A 21,612-nucleotide genomic window follows, 5' to 3' on the forward strand; every position below is an offset into this window, starting at 1 on the left:
ATGGCTGACTATCGGGGCAGAAAAGTCGTCATCATCGGATTAGGCATTACTGGCCTGTCCTGTGTTGATTTCTTCCTCGCTCAGGGCGTGACGCCTCGCGTGATGGATACCCGTGTGTCTCCGCCTGGCCTCGACAAGTTGCCTGAGGCGGTTGAACGCTATGTGGGCGGTATCAACAGCGACTGGCTGCTGGCATCGGATTTAATTATTGCCAGCCCAGGTATCGCGCTGGCACATCCTGCATTAAGTGAAGCCGCGGATGCCGGTATCGAAATCGTCGGTGATATCGAACTGTTTTGCCGTGAAGCTCAGGCTCCGATTGTCGCGATCACCGGCTCGAACGGTAAAAGCACCGTCACCACGCTGGTGGGTGAAATGGCCCGTGCAGCAGGTTGGCAGGTTGGCGTGGGTGGCAACATCGGTTTACCGGCGCTAACCCTGCTGAAATCTCCGGCACAGTTGTATGTGCTGGAACTTTCAAGCTTCCAGTTAGAAACCACCTACAGTCTGCAAGCAGCGGCTGCCACCATTCTCAACGTAACGGAAGATCATATGGATCGCTATCCGTTGGGCATGCAGCAGTATCGTGCGGCGAAATTGCGCATTTATGAAAACGCCCGCGTCTGTGTGGTCAATGCCGATGATGGTATGACCATGCCCGTTCGCGGTGTTGATGCACGTTGTGTCAGTTTTGGCATTAATCTCGGTGATTATCACCTGACCCAGCAGCAGGGCAACACCTGGCTGCGGGCGCAGGGTGAAAGGGTATTAAACACAGACGAAATGACGTTGGTGGGGCAGCATAACTACACCAATGCCCTGGCGGCCCTGGCACTGGCAGATGCGGTGAATATCCCGCGCGCTTCCAGTCTGAAAGCGTTAACGACTTTCACTGGCCTGGCGCACCGTTTCCAGCTGGTGCATGAAGCCAATGGCGTGCGCTGGATTAATGACTCCAAAGCCACCAATGTCGGCAGTACTGAAGCGGCACTCAATGGTTTGCAGGTGAAAGGCACCTTGTGGCTGTTGATGGGCGGTGATGGCAAATCCGCTGACTTCAGTGCACTGACGCGCTTTTTGCAGGGCGACAACGTGCGCATCTATTGCTTTGGTCGTGACGGCGATGCGCTCGCGGCGTTGCGCCCGGAGATCGCCACGCGCACAGAGACGATGCAGCAGGCCATGAAGCAGATTGCCCCTCAGGCGAAGGCGGGCGACATGGTGCTGCTGTCACCGGCCTGCGCCAGCCTCGATCAGTTCCGCAATTTTGAACAGCGCGGCGATATTTTCGCGCAACTGGCGAAGGAGTTGAGCTGATGCGCATTCCAGGTGCCGGTATTGCCAGCTTCCTCTCCGTGCGTTTACGCGATTGGGTGATGGGCGGCCGTGAAAATGATGATGCGCCAGTGGTGCTGTATGATCGCACGCTGCTGTGGCTGACCTTTGGTTTGGCGATTATCGGCTTTGTGATGGTGACTTCAGCGTCGATGCCGGTCGGCCAGCGTCTTAACGAAGACCCGTTCTACTTCGCTAAACGCGACGCTTTCTATATTGCCCTGGCGGTAGGCATGGCGCTGGTGACATTGCGCGTGCCAATGGATTTCTGGCAGCGCTACAGCAACGTGATGCTGATGGCGTCTGTGGCAATGCTGCTGATCGTCCTGGTGGTGGGTAGTTCGGTTAACGGTGCATCGCGCTGGATTGCCCTCGGCCCACTGCGTATTCAGCCGGCCGAATTGTCCAAGCTTTCCCTGTTTTGCTATCTCGCCAGCTATCTGGTGCGCAAAGTGGAAGAGGTGCGCAACAACTTCTGGGGCTTTTGTAAGCCGATGGGCGTGATGGTGGTGTTGGCCGTGTTACTGCTGGCGCAACCGGATCTCGGAACTGTAGTTGTGCTGTTTGTGACGACGCTAGCGATGCTGTTCCTCGCGGGTGCCAAAATGTGGCAGTTCCTGGCGATCATCGGCTCCGGTATTTTTGCCGTGGTGCTGCTGATTATCGCTGAACCCTATCGTATGCGCCGTGTGACTTCTTTCTGGAACCCATGGGAAGATCCGTTTGGCAGCGGCTACCAGCTGACCCAGTCGCTGATGGCCTTCGGTCGTGGTGAATTCTGGGGCCAGGGCCTCGGCAACTCGGTGCAAAAACTCGAGTATCTGCCGGAGGCACACACCGACTTTATCTTCTCCATCATTGGTGAAGAGTTGGGTTATGTCGGTGTGGTTTTGGCGCTGTTAATGGTATTCTTCGTCGCTTTTCGCGCGATGTCGATTGGTCGCCGTGCTCTGGAGATCGATCAGCGCTTTTCTGGCTTCCTCGCTTGCTCAATTGGCGTGTGGTTTAGCTTCCAGGCGCTGGTTAACGTCGGTGCGGCCGCAGGTATGCTGCCGACCAAAGGTCTGACATTGCCGCTGATCAGTTACGGTGGCTCAAGTCTGATCATCATGTCGACCGCCATCGTGTTTTTATTGCGCATTGATTATGAAACGCGTCTGGCAAAAGCGCAGGCGTTTACCCGAGGTGCTCGATGAGTAGCAAGCGGCTGATGGTGATGGCCGGCGGAACCGGCGGACATGTGTTCCCGGGTCTGGCGGTGGCACACCATCTGATCGAACAGGGCTGGCAGGTGCGCTGGCTCGGAACCGCTGACCGAATGGAAGCGGATTTGGTGCCGAAACATGGCATCGAAATTGAATTTATCCGTATTAGCGGTTTGCGCGGCAAAGGTGTTAAGGCGCAGTTACTGGCACCGGTACGCATCTTCAATGCATGGCGCCAGGCGCGTCGCATCATGAAGCGCTGGCAGCCGGACGTGGTGCTCGGCATGGGCGGATACGTTTCCGGTCCAGGTGGATTAGCCGCGTGGAGTTGCGGTATTCCTGTGGTGCTGCATGAGCAGAACGGCATTGCCGGGCTGACCAACAAGTGGCTGGCGAAAATTGCCACCAAAGTGATGCAGGCGTTTCCGGGTGCATTCCCGAAAGCCGATGTGGTTGGCAATCCCGTGCGTACCGATGTGTTGGCCCTGCCGCTGCCTGCTGATCGCCTGAGTGGACGCAGCGGTGCGATTCGTGTGCTGGTGGTCGGCGGAAGCCAGGGCGCACGCATTCTGAATCAGACGGTGCCGCAGGTGGCCGCAGAACTGGGTGATGCCATCACGATTTGGCATCAAAGCGGCAAAGGCGCGCTGGAGACGGTGCAACAGGCGTATCGCGATGCCGGACAGCCGCAGCACAAGGTCACCGAGTTTATCGATGATATGGCGGAAGCCTATGCCTGGGCGGATGTAGTGGTGTGTCGTTCGGGCGCATTGACGGTGAGCGAAGTGGCCGCCGCAGGTTTACCGGCGATCTTCGTGCCGTTTCAGCACAAAGATCGTCAGCAGTACTGGAATGCGTTGCCGCTGGAGCAAGCGGGCGCAGCCAAAATTTTCGAGCAGCCGCAATTTACCGCGACTGCAGTAGCGGACACGTTGCGCCATTGGGATCGCGCCACGCTGCTGGCGATGGCTGAGAAAGCCCGTCAGGTAGCGATTCCTGATGCAACCGATCGGGTTGCGCAGGAAGTGGCACGCGTCGCGAAGTAATTAATAGGTCGGTTTGACCGGCTGTACCTGAATGCAGGTACAAATGAGATCAACAGGTAATTGAGACAGATGAATACACAACAATTGGCAAAACTGCGTTCCATTGTGCCCGAGATGCGTCGCGTCCGGCACATTCACTTTGTCGGCATCGGTGGTGCTGGCATGGGCGGTATTGCCGAGGTGTTGGCGAACGAAGGTTATCACATCAGCGGGTCGGATCTGGCGCCTAACCCGGTGACCCAGCATCTGGCCTCATTGGGTGCGACCATTTATTTCAACCATCGCCCGGAAAACGTGACGGATGCGAGCGTGGTGGTGGTGTCGACTGCGGTGGCTCAGGACAATCCGGAGCTGGTCGCGGCACGCGAGCAGCGTATCCCGGTGATTCGCCGTGCAGAGATGCTGGCTGAGCTGATGCGCTTCCGTCATGGCATCGCGGTTGCCGGTACGCACGGCAAAACCACCACCACAGCGATGGTTACCAGTATTTATGCCGAAGGTGGCTTAGACCCAACTTTCGTCAATGGCGGCCTGGTGAAAGCAGCGGGCACACATGCGCGTTTGGGCACCAGCCGTTACCTGATTGCGGAAGCCGATGAGAGTGACGCGTCGTTCCTGCATCTGCAGCCGATGGTGGCGATTGTCACCAACATCGAAGCGGATCATATGGACACCTATCAGGGCGATTTCGAGAACCTGAAGCAGACGTTCATCAACTTCCTGCATAACCTACCGTTCTACGGACGTGCGGTGATGTGCGTAGATGATGTGGTGATCCGCGATTTGATCCCACGCGTAGGCCGTCAGGTCACCACTTACGGTTTCAGTGATGACGCCGATGTGCGCATCGAAAACTATGAACAACGCGGCGCGCAGGGGCACTTTACCCTGATTCGTCAGGACAAACCGGTGCTGAAAGTGACCCTGAATGCGCCGGGCCGTCACAATGCCTTAAATGCTGCTGCTGCGGTTGCAGTGGCGACAGAAGAAGGCATTGAAGATAACGCGATTCTGGCGGCACTGGAGAGCTTCCAGGGCACCGGGCGCCGCTTTGATGTGCTGGGCGAATTTGATACCGCAGCGGTCAATGGCAATCCAGGCACCGCAATGCTGGTGGATGATTACGGTCATCACCCAACGGAAGTGGATGTCACCATTAAAGCCGCGCGTGCCGGCTGGCCAGAGAAAAAACTGGTGATGGTATTCCAGCCGCATCGTTACACGCGAACTCGTGATCTGTTCGATGACTTCGCTAACGTGCTGTCACAGGTCGATGTATTGCTGATGCTGGATGTTTATCCGGCCGGTGAAGCGCCGATTCCAGGCGCAGATAGCCGTTCACTGTGCCGCGCGATTCGCAATCGTGGCAAGGTTGACCCGATTCTGGTCTCTGAGCACGATGCGTTGCCGGAAGCGCTGGCGCCACTGCTGTCAGGCGATGATTTGGTGATCGTTCAGGGCGCCGGCAATATCGGCAAAATCGCCCGCAAGTTGGCTGAAAGTGAATTGCAGCCAGCAGCAAAAACGGAGGCCCGTCATGGCTGAGAAAGTTGCCGTCCTGATGGGCGGAACCTCGGCAGAGCGTGAAGTGTCGCTGATGTCGGGCAGTGCGGTGTTAGCTGGTCTGCGTGAGATGGGCATTGATGCACACGGCGTGGATACCCGTGATGTGTCAGTGCTGGACCTCAAAGCGCAGGGCTTTGATAAAACCTTTATCGCTCTGCACGGTCGCGGCGGTGAAGATGGCACGCTGCAGGCGGTGCTGGAGTTCCTCCAGTTGCCCTATACCGGCAGCGGCGTGATGGCTTCGGCGATCACCATGGATAAACTGCGCAGCAAATTGCTGTGGCAGGGCAGGGGACTGCCTTCAGGCAAATTCGTCTGGTTAACGCGTCAGCAGCAGGAGCAGGGTTTAGATGCACAAACGCAGGCTGCCATTGATGCGCTCGGGCTGCCGCTGTTTGTGAAGCCAAGCTGTGAAGGTTCTAGTGTCGGCATCAGCCGTGTGAACACGTTAGAAGCCTTGCCTGCAGCGCTGGATGAAGCGTTTCGCCACGATAATGACGTGCTAGTTGAGGCATTCCTGAGTGGTGCGGAATATACCGTTGGCATCCTGGGTGATGAAATTCTGCCTTCAATCAGAATTAAAACCGCCAGCGAGTTCTATGACTATGAAGCTAAATACATTTCTGACGATACTGAATACTTCTGTCCAAGTGGTTTGAGTGCAGATCAGGAAGCAGAATTGAAGACGCTGGTATGGGCAGCCTGGCGTGCACTGGGTTGCAGCGGCTGGGGACGCGTCGATGTAATGACAGATGGCGAGGGGAAATTCCAGTTGCTGGAAGTGAATACCTCACCGGGCATGACCAGCCACAGTCTGGTGCCGATGGCCGCGAAGCAGGCAGGATACAGTTTCCCGCAGCTGGTGGCGCGTATTCTGGAACTGGCTGACTGATATGTCTCAGGCGGCGATACGTGTACGAAATCGCGAACCCCAGGAGCGTGCGCGCACCGGGCGTAGCAACGGTGCCCGACTGTTTGGCGTCGTATTCCTGCTGATTGTGTTGGGCATCATGGCTGCCGGTGGGCTGGTGGTGCTGAAGTGGATGAATGATGCGTCGCGTTTACCGCTGTCGAAGCTGGTGGTGACCGGGGAAACGCATTACACCACGCATGATGACATTCGCCAGGCCATTTTGTCGCTCGGTGCACCTGGCACGTTTATGTCGCAAAACGTGGACATCATCCAGCAACAGATTGAGCGTTTACCCTGGATTAAACAGGTCAGTGTGCGTAAGCAGTGGCCTGATGAGCTGAAGATTAACCTGGTGGAGTATGTTCCGGTGGCACGCTGGAATGACTCACACATGGTAGACGCCGATGGCGTCTCCTTCAGCGTCCCGGCCAGTCATATCGGTAAAGAAACATTGCCGATGTTATATGGCCCGGAAGGCAGTGAAACAGAGGTGTTGGCGGGCTATCACACCATGAGTGATGTGCTCAAAGCCGGCAAGTTTACCCTGAAGGTCGCGTCGATGACGGCGCGGCGCTCGTGGCAGTTAGTGACCAGCGACGATGTGCGCATCGAACTGGGACGCAGCGACACCATGAAGCGTCTGAACCGTTTTATTGAGCTCTATCCGGAGCTGCTGCAGCAGGGCCAGAGTCAGAACAAGCGCATTACCTATGTTGATTTGCGCTACGACTCCGGTGCCGCAGTAGGCTGGGCAGCGGCCCCGCTGGAGCCACAGGACAGTAATCAGCAACAAAACCAGGCACAGGCTAAACCACAATGATCAAGGCAACGGACAGAAAACTGGTAGTAGGACTTGAAATCGGCACCGCAAAGGTTGCCGCCCTGGTTGGGGAAATTCTGCCTGATGGTATGGTCAACATTATTGGGGTGGGCAGCTGCCCGTCTCGCGGTATGGATAAAGGCGGCGTAAATGACCTTGAGTCGGTGGTGAAATGCGTTCAACGCGCCATCGACCAGGCTGAACTGATGGCTGATTGCCAGATTTCGTCGGTTTACCTTGCTTTATCGGGCAAACATATCAGTTGTCAGAACGAAATCGGGATGGTTCCGATTTCGGAAGAGGAAGTGACTCAGGATGATGTAGAGAACGTGGTACACACGGCGAAATCCGTACGCGTACGCGATGAACATCGTATCCTGCATGTTATTCCTCAGGAATATGCCATTGATTATCAGGAAGGCATCAAGAATCCGGTGGGACTTTCCGGCGTGCGTATGCAGGCGAAAGTGCACTTGATCACCTGCCACAATGATATGGCGAAAAATATTGTTAAAGCCGTTGAACGTTGCGGCCTGAAAGTTGACCAACTGATTTTTGCCGGACTGGCATCCAGTTTCTCGGTTCTGACTGAAGATGAACGTGAGCTGGGCGTCTGTGTTGTTGACATCGGTGGCGGTACAATGGATATCGCGGTTTACACCGGCGGCGCACTGCGTCACACCAAAGTGATCCCTTATGCAGGGAATGTGGTGACCAGTGATATCGCCTATGCCTTCGGCACACCGCCAACCGATGCGGAAGCGATCAAAGTACGCCATGGTTGTGCGTTGGGTTCGATTGTTGGCAAAGATGAAAACGTCGAAGTGCCGAGCGTCGGTGGACGTCCACCGCGCAGTCTGCAACGCCAAACGCTGGCAGAAGTGATTGAGCCGCGTTACACCGAATTGCTGAATCTGGTGAATGACGAGATTCTGCAACTGCAGGAGCAACTGCGCCAGCAGGGCGTGAAACACCACCTGGCAGCAGGCATCGTGCTGACCGGTGGCGCAGCACAGATTGAAGGTTTGGCCGCTTGCGCCCAGCGTGTATTTCATACGCAGGTGCGTATTGGTCAGCCACTTAACATCACCGGCCTGACGGATTATGCGCAGGAGCCGTATTACTCAACTGCAGTCGGTCTGCTGCATTACGGCAAAGAGTCACACATGAACGGTGATGCAGAAACGGAAAAACGTGCTTCAGTGGGCAACTGGTTTAAACGTATCAATAGCTGGCTGAAGAAAGAGTTTTAATTTTTGAAAAAGGAGATCATGCAGGCAATGTTTATGATCTCCAGGCGACAGGCACATAACGGAGAGAAATCATGTTTGAACCTATGGAATTAACCAATGACGCGGTGATTAAAGTCATCGGCGTCGGCGGCGGCGGTGGCAACGCCGTAGAGCACATGGTACGCGAGCGTATCGAAGGTGTAGAATTCTTCGCTGTAAACACCGACGCGCAAGCGTTGCGTAAGACAGCGGTTGGCCAGACGATCCAGATCGGGACCGGTATCACCAAGGGTCTCGGTGCTGGTGCAAACCCGGAGGTGGGTCGTACCTCAGCTGAGGAAGATCGTGAAGCACTGCGTTCTGCGCTGGAAGGGGCAGACATGGTGTTTATCGCTGCAGGCATGGGCGGCGGTACCGGTACCGGTGCAGCGCCAGTCGTGGCAGAAGTAGCAAAAGATTTGGGTATCCTGACCGTTGCGGTGGTGACCAAGCCCTTCAATTTCGAAGGCAAAAAGCGTATGGCTTTTGCTGAACAGGGTATCGCTGAGCTGTCTAAGCATGTTGATTCACTGATCACCATCCCGAACGACAAGCTGTTAAAAGTGCTGGGTCGCGGTATCTCTCTGCTGGATGCCTTTGGTGCAGCCAACGACGTACTGAAAGGTGCGGTGCAGGGTATCGCCGAGCTGATTACTCGCCCAGGCTTGATGAACGTTGACTTCGCGGACGTGCGTACCGTGATGTCAGAAATGGGTTACGCCATGATGGGCTCCGGCGTGGCGTGCGGTGAAGACCGTGCCGAAGAAGCAGCCGAAATGGCGATCTCCAGCCCACTGCTGGAAGATATCGATCTGTCTGGTGCGCGCGGCGTGCTGGTCAACATCACGGCGGGCTTCGACCTGCGTCTGGATGAGTTCGAAACCGTGGGTAACACTATCCGCGCCTTCGCCTCTGACAACGCGACCGTGGTCATCGGTACTTCTCTGGACCCAGAGATGAACGACGAACTGCGCGTGACCGTCGTTGCAACCGGTATTGGCATGGACAAGCGTCCAGAAATTACGCTGGTGACCAACAAACCGGCTTCTCAGCCAGTGATGGATCATCGCTACCAGCAGCACGGTATGGCGCCGTTGCCGCAGGAGCAGAAGCCGGCAGCGAAAGTGGTCAACGACCAGCCAGCATCGTCCAATAAAGAGCCAGATTATCTTGATATTCCAGCCTTCCTGCGTAAGCAGGCAGACTAAGAATATCCTGAGAATTGGGATTCTCCGCTCTTTGTGCTAAAGTATTCGCCCGCTGGTAATTTATACTAGCGGTCGGATGGGTAATATTGCGAGATAATGCGATGATCAAACAAAGGACATTAAAACGTATTGTTCAGGCGACAGGTGTCGGTTTACATACCGGCAAGAAAGTCACGCTGACCTTACGCCCTGCGTCGGCTAATACCGGGGTCATCTATCGTCGCACTGACTTGAATCCACCGGTTGATTTCCCGGCTGATGCAAAATACGTGCGCGACACCATGCTGAGTACCTGCCTGGTGAATGATGAAGGCGTGCGTATATCGACGGTTGAGCACCTGAATGCTGCATTGGCTGGCTTGGGTATCGACAACATTATTGTTGAAGTCGATGCGCCCGAAATCCCAATTATGGATGGCAGTGCCGCGCCTTTTGTCTACTTGCTGATGGATGCAGGCGTCGAAGAGCTGAATAGTGCGAAGAAATTCGTACGCGTTAAGCAGACGGTGCGTGTTGAAGATGGTGATAAGTGGGCCGAGATCAAACCTTATAACGGTTTCTCACTCGACTTTACTATCGACTTCAAACATCCGGCAATTGACTCAAGCTCGCAGCGTTACCAGTTAAACTTCTCGGCTGAGGCGTTTGTTCGCCAAATCAGTCGTGCGCGCACCTTTGGTTTTATGCGTGAAATCGAATATCTGCAGTCTAAAGGCCTGTGCCTGGGCGGTAGCTTAGATTGTGCGATTGGTCTTGATGATTTCCGCGTACTCAACGAAGACGGTCTGCGCTTTGAAGATGAGTTCGTTCGTCACAAAATGTTGGACGCGATTGGCGACCTGTTTATGTGTGGCCACAACGTGATTGGCGCATTCTCTGCGTTCAAATCGGGCCATGCGCTGAACAACAAGTTGCTGCAAGCGGTTCTGGCGAAGCAGGAAGCCTGGGAATGGGCAACCTTCGAAGACGAAGCTGAACTGCCACTGGCATTCAAAGCTCCAAATTTAGTTCTGGCGTAAGTCAGTCATAAAAACGGCAGTTTCCCTGACACCCTCTCCGGTCAGTGGAAGCTGCCGTTTTTTATTGCCTGTTTTTTATTCCTGCAAGACCGCTCTCAATTCTCTGCTATCACTGGCGAAAGCCTGTACAAATAAACGTGAAATCCCCCGTAAGCCCTTTAATCACTGGTGTCCTGGCCCCACATAAGTGCTATTATCTGGCGCTCATATGAGCAGGTTCGCGGATAACCGCAACGGCTTCATTACTTTATTTAACTGTGGACAGGTTGTGATCGGGATTTTCTCACGCTGGCGACAATTAGGCAGACGCTACTTCTGGCCTCATCTCTTGTTAGGGATGGTGGCGGCCAGTTTGGGCTTGCCTGCCTGTGCGCAAAGTGCGGAGTCCACGGCGACAGACTCGCCCATCAGCAGCCTGTTTGTCGGCAATGTTGTTCATTTCGATCATTTAATCCGTCTGCAGGAAAGTGCGCGTCGACCTAATTTCAATGTCGATTACTGGCATCAGCATGCCATTCGCACGGTCATTCGCCACCTCTCATTTAGCATGACGCCACCAGCAGAAGCGGAAGAGAGTCATACTGCCCCGCTGGCGGCACAAAAGCTGGCGTTAATCGATTCGCTGCAGGCGCTACTCACATCGCCAGCTCAACCCGCTATTGCATTAGAGCCGCAGGAAACGCTGCGTCATCGCGAACCTCAAATTCACACTTCTGCTGACTGGCAGGCTGCTATTCATGGCATCCGCGCCGGGCCTGCCATTGCTTAACAGCTAACGATTTTCCACATCCTGTTTTAGATTTTCCAGCCCGCATGAATGCGGCTGAATTGAGAAAAATTTACCATGTTAATCAAATTGTTAACCAAAGTATTCGGCAGCAGCAACGATCGTACTCTGCGCCGCATGCGCAAAATCGTCGATGTCATCAATAAGATGGAGCCGGATTTCGTCAAGCTCTCGGATGACGAACTGAAAGCCAAGACCGACCTGTTCCGTGAACGCCTGAAGAAAGGTGAAAGCCTTGAAAGCCTGATTCCTGAAGCCTTTGCCACGGTGCGTGAAGCCAGTAAACGTGTGTTTGGTATGCGCCACTTCGATGTACAGCTGATTGGCGGCATGGTGCTGAATGAGCGTTGCATCGCCGAGATGCGTACCGGTGAAGGTAAAACCCTGACGGCAACACTACCGGCTTACCTGAACGCATTGAGCGGTAAAGGCGTGCACGTGGTCACGGTGAACGATTACCTGGCTCAGCGTGATGCCGAAAACAACCGTGCACTGTTCGAGTTCCTGGGTCTGTCTATCGGTATCAACCTGCCAAACATGCCCGCGGTGGCGAAACGCGCTGCCTATGCTGCGGATATCACCTACGGTACTAACAACGAATACGGCTTCGACTACCTGCGCGACAACATGGCATTCAGCCCGGAAGAGCGTGTACAGCGTAAACTGCACTACGCGTTGGTGGATGAGGTGGATTCCATCCTGATCGATGAAGCGCGTACGCCGTTAATCATCTCCGGTCCTGCTGAAGACAGCTCCGAGCTGTACACCAAAGTGAATAAAATCATTCCTCACCTGGTACGCCAGGAGAAGGAAGACTCAGAAACCTTCCAGGGTGAAGGCGACTTCTGGGTCGATGAGAAAGCACGTCAGGCTCACATGAGCGAGCGTGGTCTGGTAAAAGTTGAAGAGCTGCTGGTGAGCCAGGGCATTATGGAAGAAGGTGAGTCACTTTACTCGCCAACCAACATCATGCTGATGCACCACGTGACGGCTGCACTGCGTGCGCATGCGCTGTTTACCCGCGATGTCGATTACATCGTAAAAGATGGCGAAGTGATCATCGTTGATGAGCACACTGGCCGTACCATGCAGGGACGTCGCTGGTCTGATGGTTTGCACCAGGCTGTTGAAGCCAAAGAAGGCGTGGAAATCCAGAACGAGAACCAAACGCTGGCTTCCATCACCTTCCAGAACTACTTCCGTATTTACGAAAAACTGGCCGGTATGACCGGTACTGCTGATACCGAAGCATTTGAATTCAGCTCGATCTATAAACTCGATACCATCGTGGTGCCAACTAACCGTCCGATGGTGCGTAAAGATATGGCTGACCTGGTCTATATGACCGAGAAAGAGAAGATCGACGCGATCATCGAAGACATTCGTACTTGCACTGCGAAAGGCCAGCCGGTGCTGGTCGGAACCATTTCGATTGAGAAATCAGAGGTGGTCTCTAACGAACTGACGCGCGCGGGTATCAAACACAGCGTACTGAACGCCAAATTCCACGCCAGCGAAGCGGATATCGTGGCACAGGCAGGTCAACCAGCTGCAGTCACCATCGCAACCAACATGGCAGGTCGTGGTACCGATATCGTGTTGGGCGGCAGCTGGCAGGCCGAAGTGGCAGCGCTGGATGAACCTTCAGAAGCGCAGATTCAGGCCATCAAAGAAGCCTGGAAACTGCGCCATGATGCAGTTCTGGCATCGGGCGGTCTGCACATTATCGGTACTGAGCGTCACGAATCACGTCGTATCGATAACCAGCTGCGCGGTCGTGCCGGTCGTCAGGGTGATGCGGGTTCATCACGCTTCTACCTGTCAATGGAAGATGCGTTGATGCGTATCTTTGCTTCGGATCGTGTGTCTAACATGATGCGTAAACTGGGCATGAAGCCAGGCGAAGCGATTGAGCATCCGTGGGTCACCAAAGCCATCGCCAATGCACAGCGTAAAGTGGAAAGCCGTAACTTCGACATCCGTAAGCAGCTGCTGGAATACGATGATGTGGCCAACGATCAGCGTCGCGCTATCTACAGTCAGCGTAATGAACTGCTGGACGTGTCTGATGTGTCTGAAACCATCAACAGCATCCGTGAAGATGTGTTCAAGGCCACTATCGACACCTACATTCCACCGCAGTCGCTGGAAGAAATGTGGGATATTCCGGGCCTTGAAGAGCGTCTGCGCAACGATTTCGATCTGGATCTGCCGATTGCAGAATGGCTGGATAAAGAGCCGGATCTGCATGAAGAAACGCTGCGTGAACGTATCATGAGCCGTGCGCATGAAAACTACGCGTCGAAAGAAGAAGTGGTTGGCGCTGAAATGATGCGTAACTTCGAAAAAGGCGTGATGCTGCAAACGCTGGATTCACTGTGGAAAGAGCATCTGGCGGCGATGGATTATCTGCGTCAGGGCATCCATCTGCGTGGCTATGCGCAGAAAGATCCGAAGCAGGAATACAAGCGCGAGTCCTTCTCGATGTTCGCCGCCATGCTGGAGTCACTGAAGTATGAAGTGATCAGCACCCTGAGCAAAGTGCAGGTGCGCATGCCGGAAGAAGTCGAGGCGATGGAACAGCAACGCCGTGAAGAGGCTGAGCGTCTGGCACAGCAACAACAGCTGAGCCATGTTGATGACGAAACCGCAGCAGCTGCGGCCCTGGCTGCACAGGGTGGGGAGCGCAAAGTAGGACGCAACGATTTGTGCCCATGCGGTTCCGGTAAGAAATACAAACAGTGTCATGGCCGCCTGGCCTGATAAACGAGGAGCCTTCGGGCTCCTTTTTCTTTTGGCCGTCGCCACAGAGTTAACATTGCCTGACGACTGCATTACTATCAGCGCTCATTTATTAAAAGCGGAATTCAGCTTATGAAACACCTGCAAGTCGCAGTGGGCATCATTCGCAATGCCAGCCGTCAGATCTTCCTTGCCCAGCGTGCGGCGAGCTCCTACATGGCGAATAAATGGGAGTTTCCTGGCGGAAAAATTGAACAGGATGAAACCGCTGAACAAGCGTTAAAACGCGAATTGATGGAAGAGACCGGCATTGAGGTGACAGCCGCGAAGGCGATTGGTTTGGCCAATCATAGCTATGACGATCTGCGCGTCACATTGCACTTCTTCCTGGTGGAAGGTTGGAACGGTGAGCCGTACGGCCGTGAAGGGCAGCCACAGCGTTGGGTGGAACAGCGTGATTTAGTCGCGGAAGAATTTCCTCCTGCCAACCACGAACTTATCGCTCGCCTGGTCGCTGACGAAATTTAAGCAAAGGGGCGTAAGCCCCTTATCTCTTATTAATGCTGTTCTTCGCTCCAGTCATCGCTGTCGGTCAGATCGCTATCGCTGGGAATGCGCTTCTCTTCGGCGGCCCATTCGCCCAAATCAATCAGCTGGCAGCGCTTGCTGCAAAACGGGCGCCAAGGACTCAGCTCATCCCACATCACATCTTTACCGCAGTTGGGACAAGGTACGGTAATCAACTCTTCCTGCATAACAACCTCAACAACACGCTAATTCAAAATTCAATCGGGCTGGCACTTCACCACGCTCGCTGTCCAGTGGCAGGAATCGAATGGCATAACGGCTTTTATGGCCTGAAACCTGCGGGTACAGCGCATCTTCGAGGGTGAGCTGGAGGCGCAACAAATCCGAACCTTCGGCATTATCCTGATAAAAACCGTTCAGGCTGGTTTGATGGCGAAATACGCCTGACTGACGCACCAGATCAAGGATCATGGTCAGACTATTGCGCAGAGGAACCAGTGACGCCAGCCAGCCGTTAACCTGCAAATCACGCTGTGACTGCTGCTGGTGCAGCCAGATATGCAGGCTCGGCAAATCAAAACTGCAGCAGCCACCAGGAATGCTCAATCGCTGGCGTACCAATCCAATCAACCGATCTTCGCGCAATTGCTGGCCCATACGCGGTGCCGCATTCAGCTCGCTGGATTGCTGTTTCAATCGGTCACGCAGGCTACTGACGGTGTGCTCGTCCACACCTGGCACATCAAGCCAGGCGCGAAGTTTCTGCTGCTGGCGCTCCAGCTCTTTCAATAACTCGGTACGCATATCACCGCGCTCAAAGATATCTAACAGATCACCAATGATGCGAAATACCCCTAATGCAGAGACGGAATTCACCACGGGCACCGTTTCATGCAGTTGGTTAAGTAATGACTCCACGCGCAGCCAGGTGCGCATCTTCTCATTCAGCGGGTGTTCAAACAGAACGACTGTACTCATGATGTTAATCCTGTCCGGTTGCTGCCAGGCGTAAATAACGCTGGTGAAGTTCAGCAACGCGCGGCAACGCCTGCTCGGGCGTACCACTGTTATCGATGATGTCATCCGCACAGGCCAGACGCTGCTCGCGGCTGGCCTGTGCGGCAAGAATATTTTTTGCCTGGCTAAGTGTGATGCCATCACGCTGCTGAGTGCGCCGCAACTGCGTAGCTTCATCCACATCAACCACCAGAACCCGGTCAGCCTGATGCTGTAACCCGTTTTCAACCAATAGCGGCACCACCCATAACACATAGGGTGACGTTGCCAATAATTTTAGCTGCTGTGTACGGGCATTAATAAGAGGATGAAGCAGCTGATTTAGCCAGTTTTTTTCTTTCGGCTGCTGAAAAATAATCTCGCGCAGCCGTGCCCGATACAACGCTCCTTCGGCGGTCAATATTGACTCACCATGGCGTTTAACGATCGCCTGCAGGGCGGGTGAACCAGGTTCAACCACTTCTCGCGCAATCACATCAGCATCAATAATATCAACGCCTAGCGCGGTGAAAGCGTTGGCAATGGTGCTTTTACCACTGCCAATTCCTCCGGTGAGCGCAACGGTAAAAGGCATAGCGTTCTCTTAAAATTGTCTTCATTGGGCGACCATCAGCCGCAATAAGATGAGAGCATGATCACAATCAATTTTCTCAGCTAAATTTAAGGGATTGTAGCTTAAATAAAGTGAAATTCGCAGTCTTGTCGCGGAACGAATGGCGCGTATGATAACGACACTGGAGCCGTGAGCGCTACCCGAACTGCGGTTCGTCGTCACTAACCAGGACACTCAGCTATGCGTATTGAAGAAGATTTAAAACTGGGCTTTAAAGATGTTTTGATCCGCCCCAAACGCTCCACCCTGAAAAGCCGTTCTGAGGTTGAACTCGAACGCACCTACACTTTCAAGCATTCAGGTCTGAACTGGACCGGCGTTCCGGTGATTGCCGCCAATATGGACACCGTGGGCACATTCACCATGGCCGAAGCACTGGCGGGCTTCAATGTCCTGACGGCAGTGCATAAACATTACAGCGTGGAAGCCTGGCAGGCATTTATCCAGCGCGTGCCGGCTGCAGTGCTTGGGCATGTGATGGTTTCATCCGGTACCTCCGAAGCCGATTTCGTTAAGCTCGCCGCTGTTCTCGCTTTATCGCCTCAGCTTAATTTCATCTGCATTGATGTTGCCAACGGTTACTCCGAGCACTTTGTTGAGTTCCTGCAGCGAGTGCGTGAAAGTTTCCCTGGCAAAACCATTTGCGCGGGAAATGTGGTCACCGGTGAAATGGTCGAGGAGTTGATCCTCTCTGGCGCGGATATCGTCAAAGTCGGCATTGGCCCCGGTTCGGTCTGCACCACGCGTGTAAAAACCGGCGTCGGTTACCCGCAACTGTCTGCGGTGATTGAGTGTGCCGATGCGGCGCACGGCCTTGGCGGCCAGATTGTCAGCGATGGCGGTTGTTCAGTGCCGGGGGATATCGCGAAAGCTTTCGGTGGTGGGGCAGATTTTGTCATGCTCGGCGGCATGCTGGCGGCGCACGATGAGTGCGAGGGGAACGTTGTCGAAGAGCAGGGCGAGCAGTTTATGTTGTTCTATGGTATGAGCTCAGAATCCGCGATGAAACGCCATGTCGGTGGGGTCGCCCAGTATCGTGCTGCGGAAGGGAAAACCGTTCGCCTGCCGCTGCGCGGCCCGGTGGAGGACACCGTGAAGGATATCCTCGGCGGCCTGCGTTCGGCCTGCACTTACGTGGGTGCAGCACGCCTTAAAGAACTGACAAAGCGCACCACGTTTATTCGTGTGGCGGAACAGGAAAATCGGGTATTCACGCGCTGATGGCTGATGGCTGATGGCTGATGGCTGATGGCTGATGGCTGATGGCTGATGGTCGATTATTGGTGGTTGAAGGTTGAAGGTTGAAGGTTGAAGGTTGAAGGTTGAAGGTTGAAGGTTGAAGGTTGCAGACAGATGCGCACCGTGCGCATCTGTCAACGAATCGCATCCCCTAAGCCAAATACCGGCAGATACATGGCAATCACTAACGTGCCGACAATTCCACCGATCACGATCATCATCAAGGGTTCGAGCGAAGCCGCCAGTGCATCAGCCCGCATCAGCGTTTGTGCTTCATGCCACTCCGCTAATCGTGCCAGCATGACATCCAGCGCCCCCGCTTCCTCACCGACACGGATCAGTTGTGCACAGAGCGCGGTGAAAAGCAGATGATGCTGCATCGCCTGATGCAGTGGTAAGCCGCCAGCGATATGCCGCTGTAACGCGATAATCGCCTCACGCCACAGTGGCGATCCCAGCGTGACCTCAACGGCTTGCAGACTTTGTAATAACGTGAGTCCAGCCTGCTGCGTTAATTGCAGGATGGCGTAAATCTGGCTGAGCTGACCACCGCGCCAGAGTGTTGAAAGCAACGGCAGACGCAATAGCCAGCGATGAACACGAATTTGCCAGAGCACAGAACCACGGTAAACCCACCTTGCGCCGAACAATAAGCACATTATCGTTATCGCCAGGGGGAGCGCTGCCTGTTGTAAAAACGCTGACAGACTCATCACGGCGGCGGTGAAGGCGGGAAGGGGGGCATCAAAACTGGCATACACGGAGACAAATTCGGGCAGCACAAACAGCAACATGCCCGCACTCACCGCCAGCGCCACCAGCAAGATAAACAATGGATAGCGCAGAGCTTTAACCACTTTCTGTCTCAAGTGCTGTTGCTTGCTTTGCTGTAACGCCAGCTGGCGACAGCATTCATCAAGCTGACCGGTGAGTTCACCCACTTCCATTAATGCCGGAAACAGCGCGGGGAAGATCTGCGGCCAGGCGCGGAGTGCAGATGAAAATGCCTCTCCGGCCATTACCCGACGTTGCAATTCATTAAGCAGTTCGCGCCAGCCAGCATGCGGGTGCCCCTCAGCCAGCAACGTCAGACTCTCCGCCAGCGGCAATCCTGCCTTGAGCAAGGTCGCCAACTGGCGAACAAGGTCAATTTTGTGCTGCCACTTCCAGTCACGCGTGCGCCAGCATTGCCCACGCTGCCAGCTAACCGGCATCATACCGCGATCTGAGAGTTGCTGCAGGAGCTCTTCCTGACTGGCAACTAATGCGGTTCCTTGCCGTAACGCGCCCAGCGTGTCCAGCGCCTGCCAGCGATAATGGTAGAGATTAGCCATCCTCCAATCCCACAACCCGCTGAACTTCTTCAAAGGAGGTGTCACCGCGACTCACAGCCTCCAACCCGGCGGCGAGCAGGGTTTTCATCCCGCCTTCATTGGCCAGTGAGATGATGTGCTCCAGCGGCATATCGGCAGAAATCGCGTTCTGTAACTTGTTACTCATCGGCAGCACCTCAAATAACGCCAGGCGTCCGTAATAGCCCGAGAAGCAGTGGTCACAGCCTGGGGCGCGCCATGTTTGTAAGGTGCCTGGCCAGATTTCGTGTGGCAGATGTGCAATGGCCTGCGCTGGCTGGCGGCAGTGCTCGCAGAGCCGTCGTACCAGACGCTGCGCGATGACTAACTGTAATGCCGGGCCGAGCAGGTAACCGGGAATATCCATCTGTCGCAGACGCGTGAGCGTTTCTGCCGTCGAATTGGTGTGCAATGTTGATAGCACCAGATGTCCGGTCTGCGCCGCTTTAACGGCAATGCTGGCCGTTTCGGCATCGCGGATTTCGCCCACCATAATCACATCCGGATCCTGTCGCAGCAGAGCCCGCAGTACACGGTTAAAATCGAGCCCGCTCCGCGGTTGGATTTGCGTCTGGTTAATGCCCTCTAATGGAATTTCAACGGGATCCTCTACACTGCAGACATTTTTATCCGGCACATTCAGAGCGCTTAATCCGCTGTAGAGGGTAAAGGTTTTACCGCTGCCGGTAGGCCCGGTGACCAGTATCAGTCCCTGAGGTTTAGCCAGCGCGTGCTTCAGTAACCGGAGTTGGGTAACCGGCATGCCGAGTTTATCCAATGCGATCGCGCTGTTTTCACTTTGCAGCAGTCTCACCACGGCTTTCTCACCGTGACTAATGGGTAAAGTAGAAAGGCGAAATGCGGCCTGTTGATCGTCAAGGTTCAGTGTGAATTGCCCATCTTGTGGCAAGCGACGCTCGGCGATATCCAGCCCGCCGAGGATTTTCAGTCTGGCAAGCACCGCAGCCGTAGGTGCATCTGGCAAATGTGACAGTTTGTGCAAGACGCCATCAATACGTAATCGGACGCGTAACCCCTGCTGCTGAGGTTCAAAATGCACGTCAGAAGCACGGCGTTGGACCGCCTGGCGCAAAATCTGTTCAACGGCATTAATCGCTGTTTCGGTAGCGGCCGGTTCGTGCAACGTCGCCGAGTCATCAGGGGTGTGCAGGAGTTGCTCCAGTCGTGCCGCTGGCCAGCACTCGACTTCCACTTTGCACTGACTGGCGAATTGCAGGGCTTCCAGCAGCAGCGGATCGGGCGTCTCGGCTACTGCGACGCGCAGTGATGTGGCGTCATGCTGAAGCATCACCGCCTGGTAACGTGCGCATAAGGTCTGGATCGGGGTATTGGGCTGTGCCATCAGTGAGTGTCCTTATCGGTGAAGCGGAACTGTTCAAGACAGCTGTCGCGCAGACTGGCATTGGTGCTGGTGCAACTGCGTTGCCAGTCCAGCGTGCCTTCCGTGGTGTTCCAGATAGGTGTCATTTCTACACTCAACCCGGTAAGACTCTCCTGACCCGTTAAGGTGATGGCGCCATTCACGACGGTTAGCGAGGCCACATAGCGTGAACCTTTGGCAGCAGGAATGCCGCCTGCACCCGCCTGGCACTGAGTGGGGCCGCCACGTTCAATCGCGCAGAGTTCCACGGCGGTTTTATAAGGCACCATGGTTTGCAGCATGTCAGTCAGCGCGGCGCGTTGTAGATAATTTTGGTAGCTGGGCAGGCCAATAGCACTAAGAATGGCCACAATGCCAATCACTATCATCAATTCGATGAGGGTAAAACCTTGTTGTCTATCCATTATTCAGCTCCTTGTTGTGGAGCGGCTAAGGTAGAAAACGGCGTCTGAAAGCGATAGTGAGACGGTTTAACGCTGGAAGGCAGGATGTAATGAATCGCCGCGTTTGCAGAAGAAGTATCAATAAACAGGAAGGCGACTCACAAACCGCCGCGCAATTGCGGCGGTAAGAGGGAGGATTTAGTTGTCGCGAAAGCGCATGGAGAGATCCATGGCGCGCAAGTGCTTGGTCAATGCCCCCACGGACACGAAGTCGACGCCGGTTTTGGCAATTTGCGGCAGCGTGGCTTCCGTGACGTTACCGGAGACTTCCAGCAGGGCACGTTTGTCGGTGAGAAGGACGGCTTCATGCATCATCTCGAAGCTAAAGTTATCTAGCATGATAATGTCGGCACCGGCATCAATCGCATCCTGCAGTTCCTGCAGGCTCTCTACCTCTACTTCAACCGGTACATCGGGAGCCAGCCACAGCGCTTTCTCAACGGCATTGCGTACCGAACCGCTGGCAATAATATGGTTTTCTTTAATCAGGAAGGCATCGGAAAGACCCAGCCGATGGTTACTGCCGCCGCCACACAATACGGCATATTTCAGCGCTGTACGCAGACCTGGCAAGGTTTTGCGTGTATCCAGCAATTGAGTTTCGCTGCCAACGAGCAACTCGACATAATGACTGACTTCTGTGGCCACCCCGGAAAGCGTTTGGACGAAATTTAATGCAGTTCGTTCAGCGGTTAACAGCAGCCGGGCCGGACCTTTTAACTCGAATAGCAACTGGTCAGCTGCGACATTTTGACCCTCTTCAACATGCCAGACAATCGTGACTTTATTGCCAAGCTGGAAAAACACTTCCTGCACCCAGCGTTTACCACAAAAAACACCGGCTTCACGCGTGATGATCTGTGCTTCGGCCTGTTTATCTTCCGGTAAGAGCAGGGCGGTGATGTCACGGTCAGCATCCACCTCACCACCTAAATCCTCCCGAAGTGCGCGCGCAACGGCTTCGGGGATGTCCTGCTCAATACGCTTAATCAGTTCCTGACGACGATGATCGGGATCGTAACGACGCGATGCCATGCTTATGCCACTCCATTAATCGGATTTAACTGCGCTCACCTTAGCCTGATTTATAGCCTATTGCCAGTCGT

20 protein-coding genes are annotated in these 21,612 nt (G+C 54.6%); 13 read left to right on the top strand and 7 right to left on the bottom strand.

All coding sequences use genetic code 11. From position 1 onward, the window contains the following. The 12 genes from murD (at position 1) to mutT (ending at position 14,440) form a co-directional block, all read left to right on the top strand. Positions 1 to 1,317 carry a UDP-N-acetylmuramoyl-L-alanine--D-glutamate ligase gene (gene murD / locus CRO33_RS12400; RefSeq protein WP_097118338.1) on the top strand — a complete coding sequence of 439 codons (1,317 nt, stop codon included), beginning with the start codon at positions 1 to 3 and terminating at the stop codon, positions 1,315 to 1,317. Then, the gene (ftsW, locus tag CRO33_RS12405) at positions 1,317 to 2,531 is read left to right on the top strand and encodes a cell division protein FtsW (RefSeq protein ID WP_034829677.1); all 1,215 of its coding nucleotides are present in this window, start codon (positions 1,317 to 1,319) and stop codon (positions 2,529 to 2,531) included. The genes murD and ftsW overlap by 1 nt, the downstream gene beginning before the upstream one ends. Continuing rightward, positions 2,528 to 3,586, top strand: a complete 1,059-nt coding sequence (gene murG, locus CRO33_RS12410; protein WP_034829676.1) for an undecaprenyldiphospho-muramoylpentapeptide beta-N-acetylglucosaminyltransferase — start codon at positions 2,528 to 2,530, stop codon at positions 3,584 to 3,586. Before ftsW ends, murG begins: the two co-directional genes overlap by 4 nt. A gap of 69 nt (positions 3,587 to 3,655) precedes the next feature. Next, positions 3,656 to 5,131, top strand: a complete 1,476-nt coding sequence (murC, locus tag CRO33_RS12415) for a UDP-N-acetylmuramate--L-alanine ligase (protein WP_097118339.1) — start codon at positions 3,656 to 3,658, stop codon at positions 5,129 to 5,131. After that, the gene (locus CRO33_RS12420) at positions 5,124 to 6,044 is read left to right on the top strand and encodes a D-alanine--D-alanine ligase (protein ID WP_097118340.1); all 921 of its coding nucleotides are present in this window, start codon (positions 5,124 to 5,126) and stop codon (positions 6,042 to 6,044) included. Before murC ends, CRO33_RS12420 begins: the two co-directional genes overlap by 8 nt. A gap of 1 nt (position 6,045) precedes the next feature. Beyond that, entirely contained in the window at positions 6,046 to 6,885 is an 840-nt protein-coding gene (gene ftsQ, locus CRO33_RS12425) for a cell division protein FtsQ (RefSeq protein WP_045816937.1), read from the top strand. Beyond that, complete coding sequence (gene ftsA, locus CRO33_RS12430) at positions 6,882 to 8,138, top strand: cell division protein FtsA (RefSeq protein ID WP_013507861.1); 1,257 nt, start codon at positions 6,882 to 6,884, stop codon at positions 8,136 to 8,138. The genes ftsQ and ftsA overlap by 4 nt, the downstream gene beginning before the upstream one ends. Before the next feature lie 71 nt (positions 8,139 to 8,209). Next, positions 8,210 to 9,364 (top strand): cell division protein FtsZ, encoded by a 1,155-nt coding sequence (gene ftsZ / locus CRO33_RS12435; protein ID WP_034829667.1) that lies wholly within the window; start codon positions 8,210 to 8,212, stop codon positions 9,362 to 9,364. 101 nt (positions 9,365 to 9,465) lie between these two features. Next, the gene (gene lpxC / locus CRO33_RS12440; protein WP_034829665.1) at positions 9,466 to 10,383 is read left to right on the top strand and encodes a UDP-3-O-acyl-N-acetylglucosamine deacetylase; all 918 of its coding nucleotides are present in this window, start codon (positions 9,466 to 9,468) and stop codon (positions 10,381 to 10,383) included. A 268-nt stretch (positions 10,384 to 10,651) separates the two neighbouring features. Beyond that, positions 10,652 to 11,152, top strand: coding sequence for a secA translation cis-regulator SecM (gene secM, locus CRO33_RS12445; protein ID WP_176505769.1), 501 nt, complete (start codon positions 10,652 to 10,654; stop codon positions 11,150 to 11,152). A gap of 75 nt (positions 11,153 to 11,227) precedes the next feature. Beyond that, entirely contained in the window at positions 11,228 to 13,933 is a 2,706-nt protein-coding gene (secA, locus tag CRO33_RS12450) for a preprotein translocase subunit SecA (protein WP_097118342.1), read from the top strand. Positions 13,934 to 14,044: 111 nt separating this feature from the next. Continuing rightward, the gene (gene mutT, locus CRO33_RS12455) at positions 14,045 to 14,440 is read left to right on the top strand and encodes an 8-oxo-dGTP diphosphatase MutT (RefSeq protein ID WP_097118343.1); all 396 of its coding nucleotides are present in this window, start codon (positions 14,045 to 14,047) and stop codon (positions 14,438 to 14,440) included. Positions 14,441 to 14,469: 29 nt separating this feature from the next. Here mutT and yacG read toward each other — a convergent pair whose 3' ends face one another. From yacG to coaE, 3 genes are read right to left on the bottom strand one after another with little or no spacing between them, the layout of a single operon-like run. Next, positions 14,470 to 14,667, bottom strand: a complete 198-nt coding sequence (gene yacG / locus CRO33_RS12460) for a DNA gyrase inhibitor YacG (RefSeq protein ID WP_097118344.1) — start codon at positions 14,665 to 14,667, stop codon at positions 14,470 to 14,472. Between the two features lie 7 nt (positions 14,668 to 14,674). Further along, complete coding sequence (gene zapD / locus CRO33_RS12465; RefSeq protein ID WP_097118345.1) at positions 14,675 to 15,418, bottom strand: cell division protein ZapD; 744 nt, start codon at positions 15,416 to 15,418, stop codon at positions 14,675 to 14,677. Positions 15,419 to 15,422: 4 nt separating this feature from the next. Beyond that, on the bottom strand, positions 15,423 to 16,031 hold the full coding sequence (coaE, locus tag CRO33_RS12470) for a dephospho-CoA kinase (RefSeq protein ID WP_058960895.1): 609 nt from the start codon (positions 16,029 to 16,031) through the stop codon (positions 15,423 to 15,425). 219 nt (positions 16,032 to 16,250) lie between these two features. On the opposite strand from coaE, the gene CRO33_RS12475 reads away from it, so the two are divergent. Then, positions 16,251 to 17,291, top strand: a complete 1,041-nt coding sequence (locus CRO33_RS12475) for a GMP reductase (RefSeq protein WP_097118346.1) — start codon at positions 16,251 to 16,253, stop codon at positions 17,289 to 17,291. 152 nt (positions 17,292 to 17,443) lie between these two features. On the opposite strand, the gene hofC is transcribed toward CRO33_RS12475, so the two are convergent. From hofC to nadC, 4 genes are all read right to left on the bottom strand, one after another. Then, entirely contained in the window at positions 17,444 to 18,643 is a 1,200-nt protein-coding gene (gene hofC / locus CRO33_RS12485) for a protein transport protein HofC (RefSeq protein ID WP_097118347.1), read from the bottom strand. After that, positions 18,636 to 20,024, bottom strand: coding sequence for a type II secretion system protein GspE (gene gspE / locus CRO33_RS12490; protein ID WP_097118348.1), 1,389 nt, complete (start codon positions 20,022 to 20,024; stop codon positions 18,636 to 18,638). The genes hofC and gspE overlap by 8 nt, the downstream gene beginning before the upstream one ends. After that, positions 20,024 to 20,467 (bottom strand): prepilin peptidase-dependent pilin, encoded by a 444-nt coding sequence (gene ppdD / locus CRO33_RS12495; protein WP_097118349.1) that lies wholly within the window; start codon positions 20,465 to 20,467, stop codon positions 20,024 to 20,026. The genes gspE and ppdD overlap by 1 nt, the downstream gene beginning before the upstream one ends. Before the next feature lie 177 nt (positions 20,468 to 20,644). After that, a complete protein-coding gene (gene nadC / locus CRO33_RS12500; RefSeq protein WP_097118350.1) occupies positions 20,645 to 21,541 on the bottom strand; it encodes a carboxylating nicotinate-nucleotide diphosphorylase in 897 nt (298 codons plus the stop codon). Positions 21,542 to 21,612 lie beyond the last annotated feature (71 nt).

Source organism: Pantoea sp. GL120224-02, assembly GCF_900215395.1.
Classification (GTDB): domain Bacteria; phylum Pseudomonadota; class Gammaproteobacteria; order Enterobacterales; family Enterobacteriaceae; genus Pantoea; species Pantoea communis.

Excerpts from the sequence above, each read along its gene's own strand:
- CRO33_RS12475 (WP_097118346.1), top strand. The coding sequence starts at position 16,251 with ATGCGTATTGAAGAAGATTTAAAACTGGGCTTTAAAGATGTTTTGATC.
- ftsZ (WP_034829667.1), top strand. The coding sequence starts at position 8,210 with ATGTTTGAACCTATGGAATTAACCAATGACGCGGTGATTAAAGTCATC.
- ftsQ (WP_045816937.1), top strand. The coding sequence starts at position 6,046 with ATGTCTCAGGCGGCGATACGTGTACGAAATCGCGAACCCCAGGAGCGT.
- ftsA (WP_013507861.1), top strand. The coding sequence starts at position 6,882 with ATGATCAAGGCAACGGACAGAAAACTGGTAGTAGGACTTGAAATCGGC.
- hofC (WP_097118347.1), bottom strand. The coding sequence starts at position 18,643 with ATGGCTAATCTCTACCATTATCGCTGGCAGGCGCTGGACACGCTGGGC.
- gspE (WP_097118348.1), bottom strand. The coding sequence starts at position 20,024 with ATGGCACAGCCCAATACCCCGATCCAGACCTTATGCGCACGTTACCAG.
- ftsW (WP_034829677.1), top strand. The coding sequence starts at position 1,317 with ATGCGCATTCCAGGTGCCGGTATTGCCAGCTTCCTCTCCGTGCGTTTA.
- murD (WP_097118338.1), top strand. The coding sequence starts at position 1 with ATGGCTGACTATCGGGGCAGAAAAGTCGTCATCATCGGATTAGGCATT.
- yacG (WP_097118344.1), bottom strand. The coding sequence starts at position 14,667 with ATGCAGGAAGAGTTGATTACCGTACCTTGTCCCAACTGCGGTAAAGAT.
- secA (WP_097118342.1), top strand. The coding sequence starts at position 11,228 with ATGTTAATCAAATTGTTAACCAAAGTATTCGGCAGCAGCAACGATCGT.
- coaE (WP_058960895.1), bottom strand. The coding sequence starts at position 16,031 with ATGCCTTTTACCGTTGCGCTCACCGGAGGAATTGGCAGTGGTAAAAGC.
- nadC (WP_097118350.1), bottom strand. The coding sequence starts at position 21,541 with ATGGCATCGCGTCGTTACGATCCCGATCATCGTCGTCAGGAACTGATT.
- zapD (WP_097118345.1), bottom strand. The coding sequence starts at position 15,418 with ATGAGTACAGTCGTTCTGTTTGAACACCCGCTGAATGAGAAGATGCGC.
- ppdD (WP_097118349.1), bottom strand. The coding sequence starts at position 20,467 with ATGGATAGACAACAAGGTTTTACCCTCATCGAATTGATGATAGTGATT.
- lpxC (WP_034829665.1), top strand. The coding sequence starts at position 9,466 with ATGATCAAACAAAGGACATTAAAACGTATTGTTCAGGCGACAGGTGTC.
- murG (WP_034829676.1), top strand. The coding sequence starts at position 2,528 with ATGAGTAGCAAGCGGCTGATGGTGATGGCCGGCGGAACCGGCGGACAT.
- murC (WP_097118339.1), top strand. The coding sequence starts at position 3,656 with ATGAATACACAACAATTGGCAAAACTGCGTTCCATTGTGCCCGAGATG.
- mutT (WP_097118343.1), top strand. The coding sequence starts at position 14,045 with ATGAAACACCTGCAAGTCGCAGTGGGCATCATTCGCAATGCCAGCCGT.
- CRO33_RS12420 (WP_097118340.1), top strand. The coding sequence starts at position 5,124 with ATGGCTGAGAAAGTTGCCGTCCTGATGGGCGGAACCTCGGCAGAGCGT.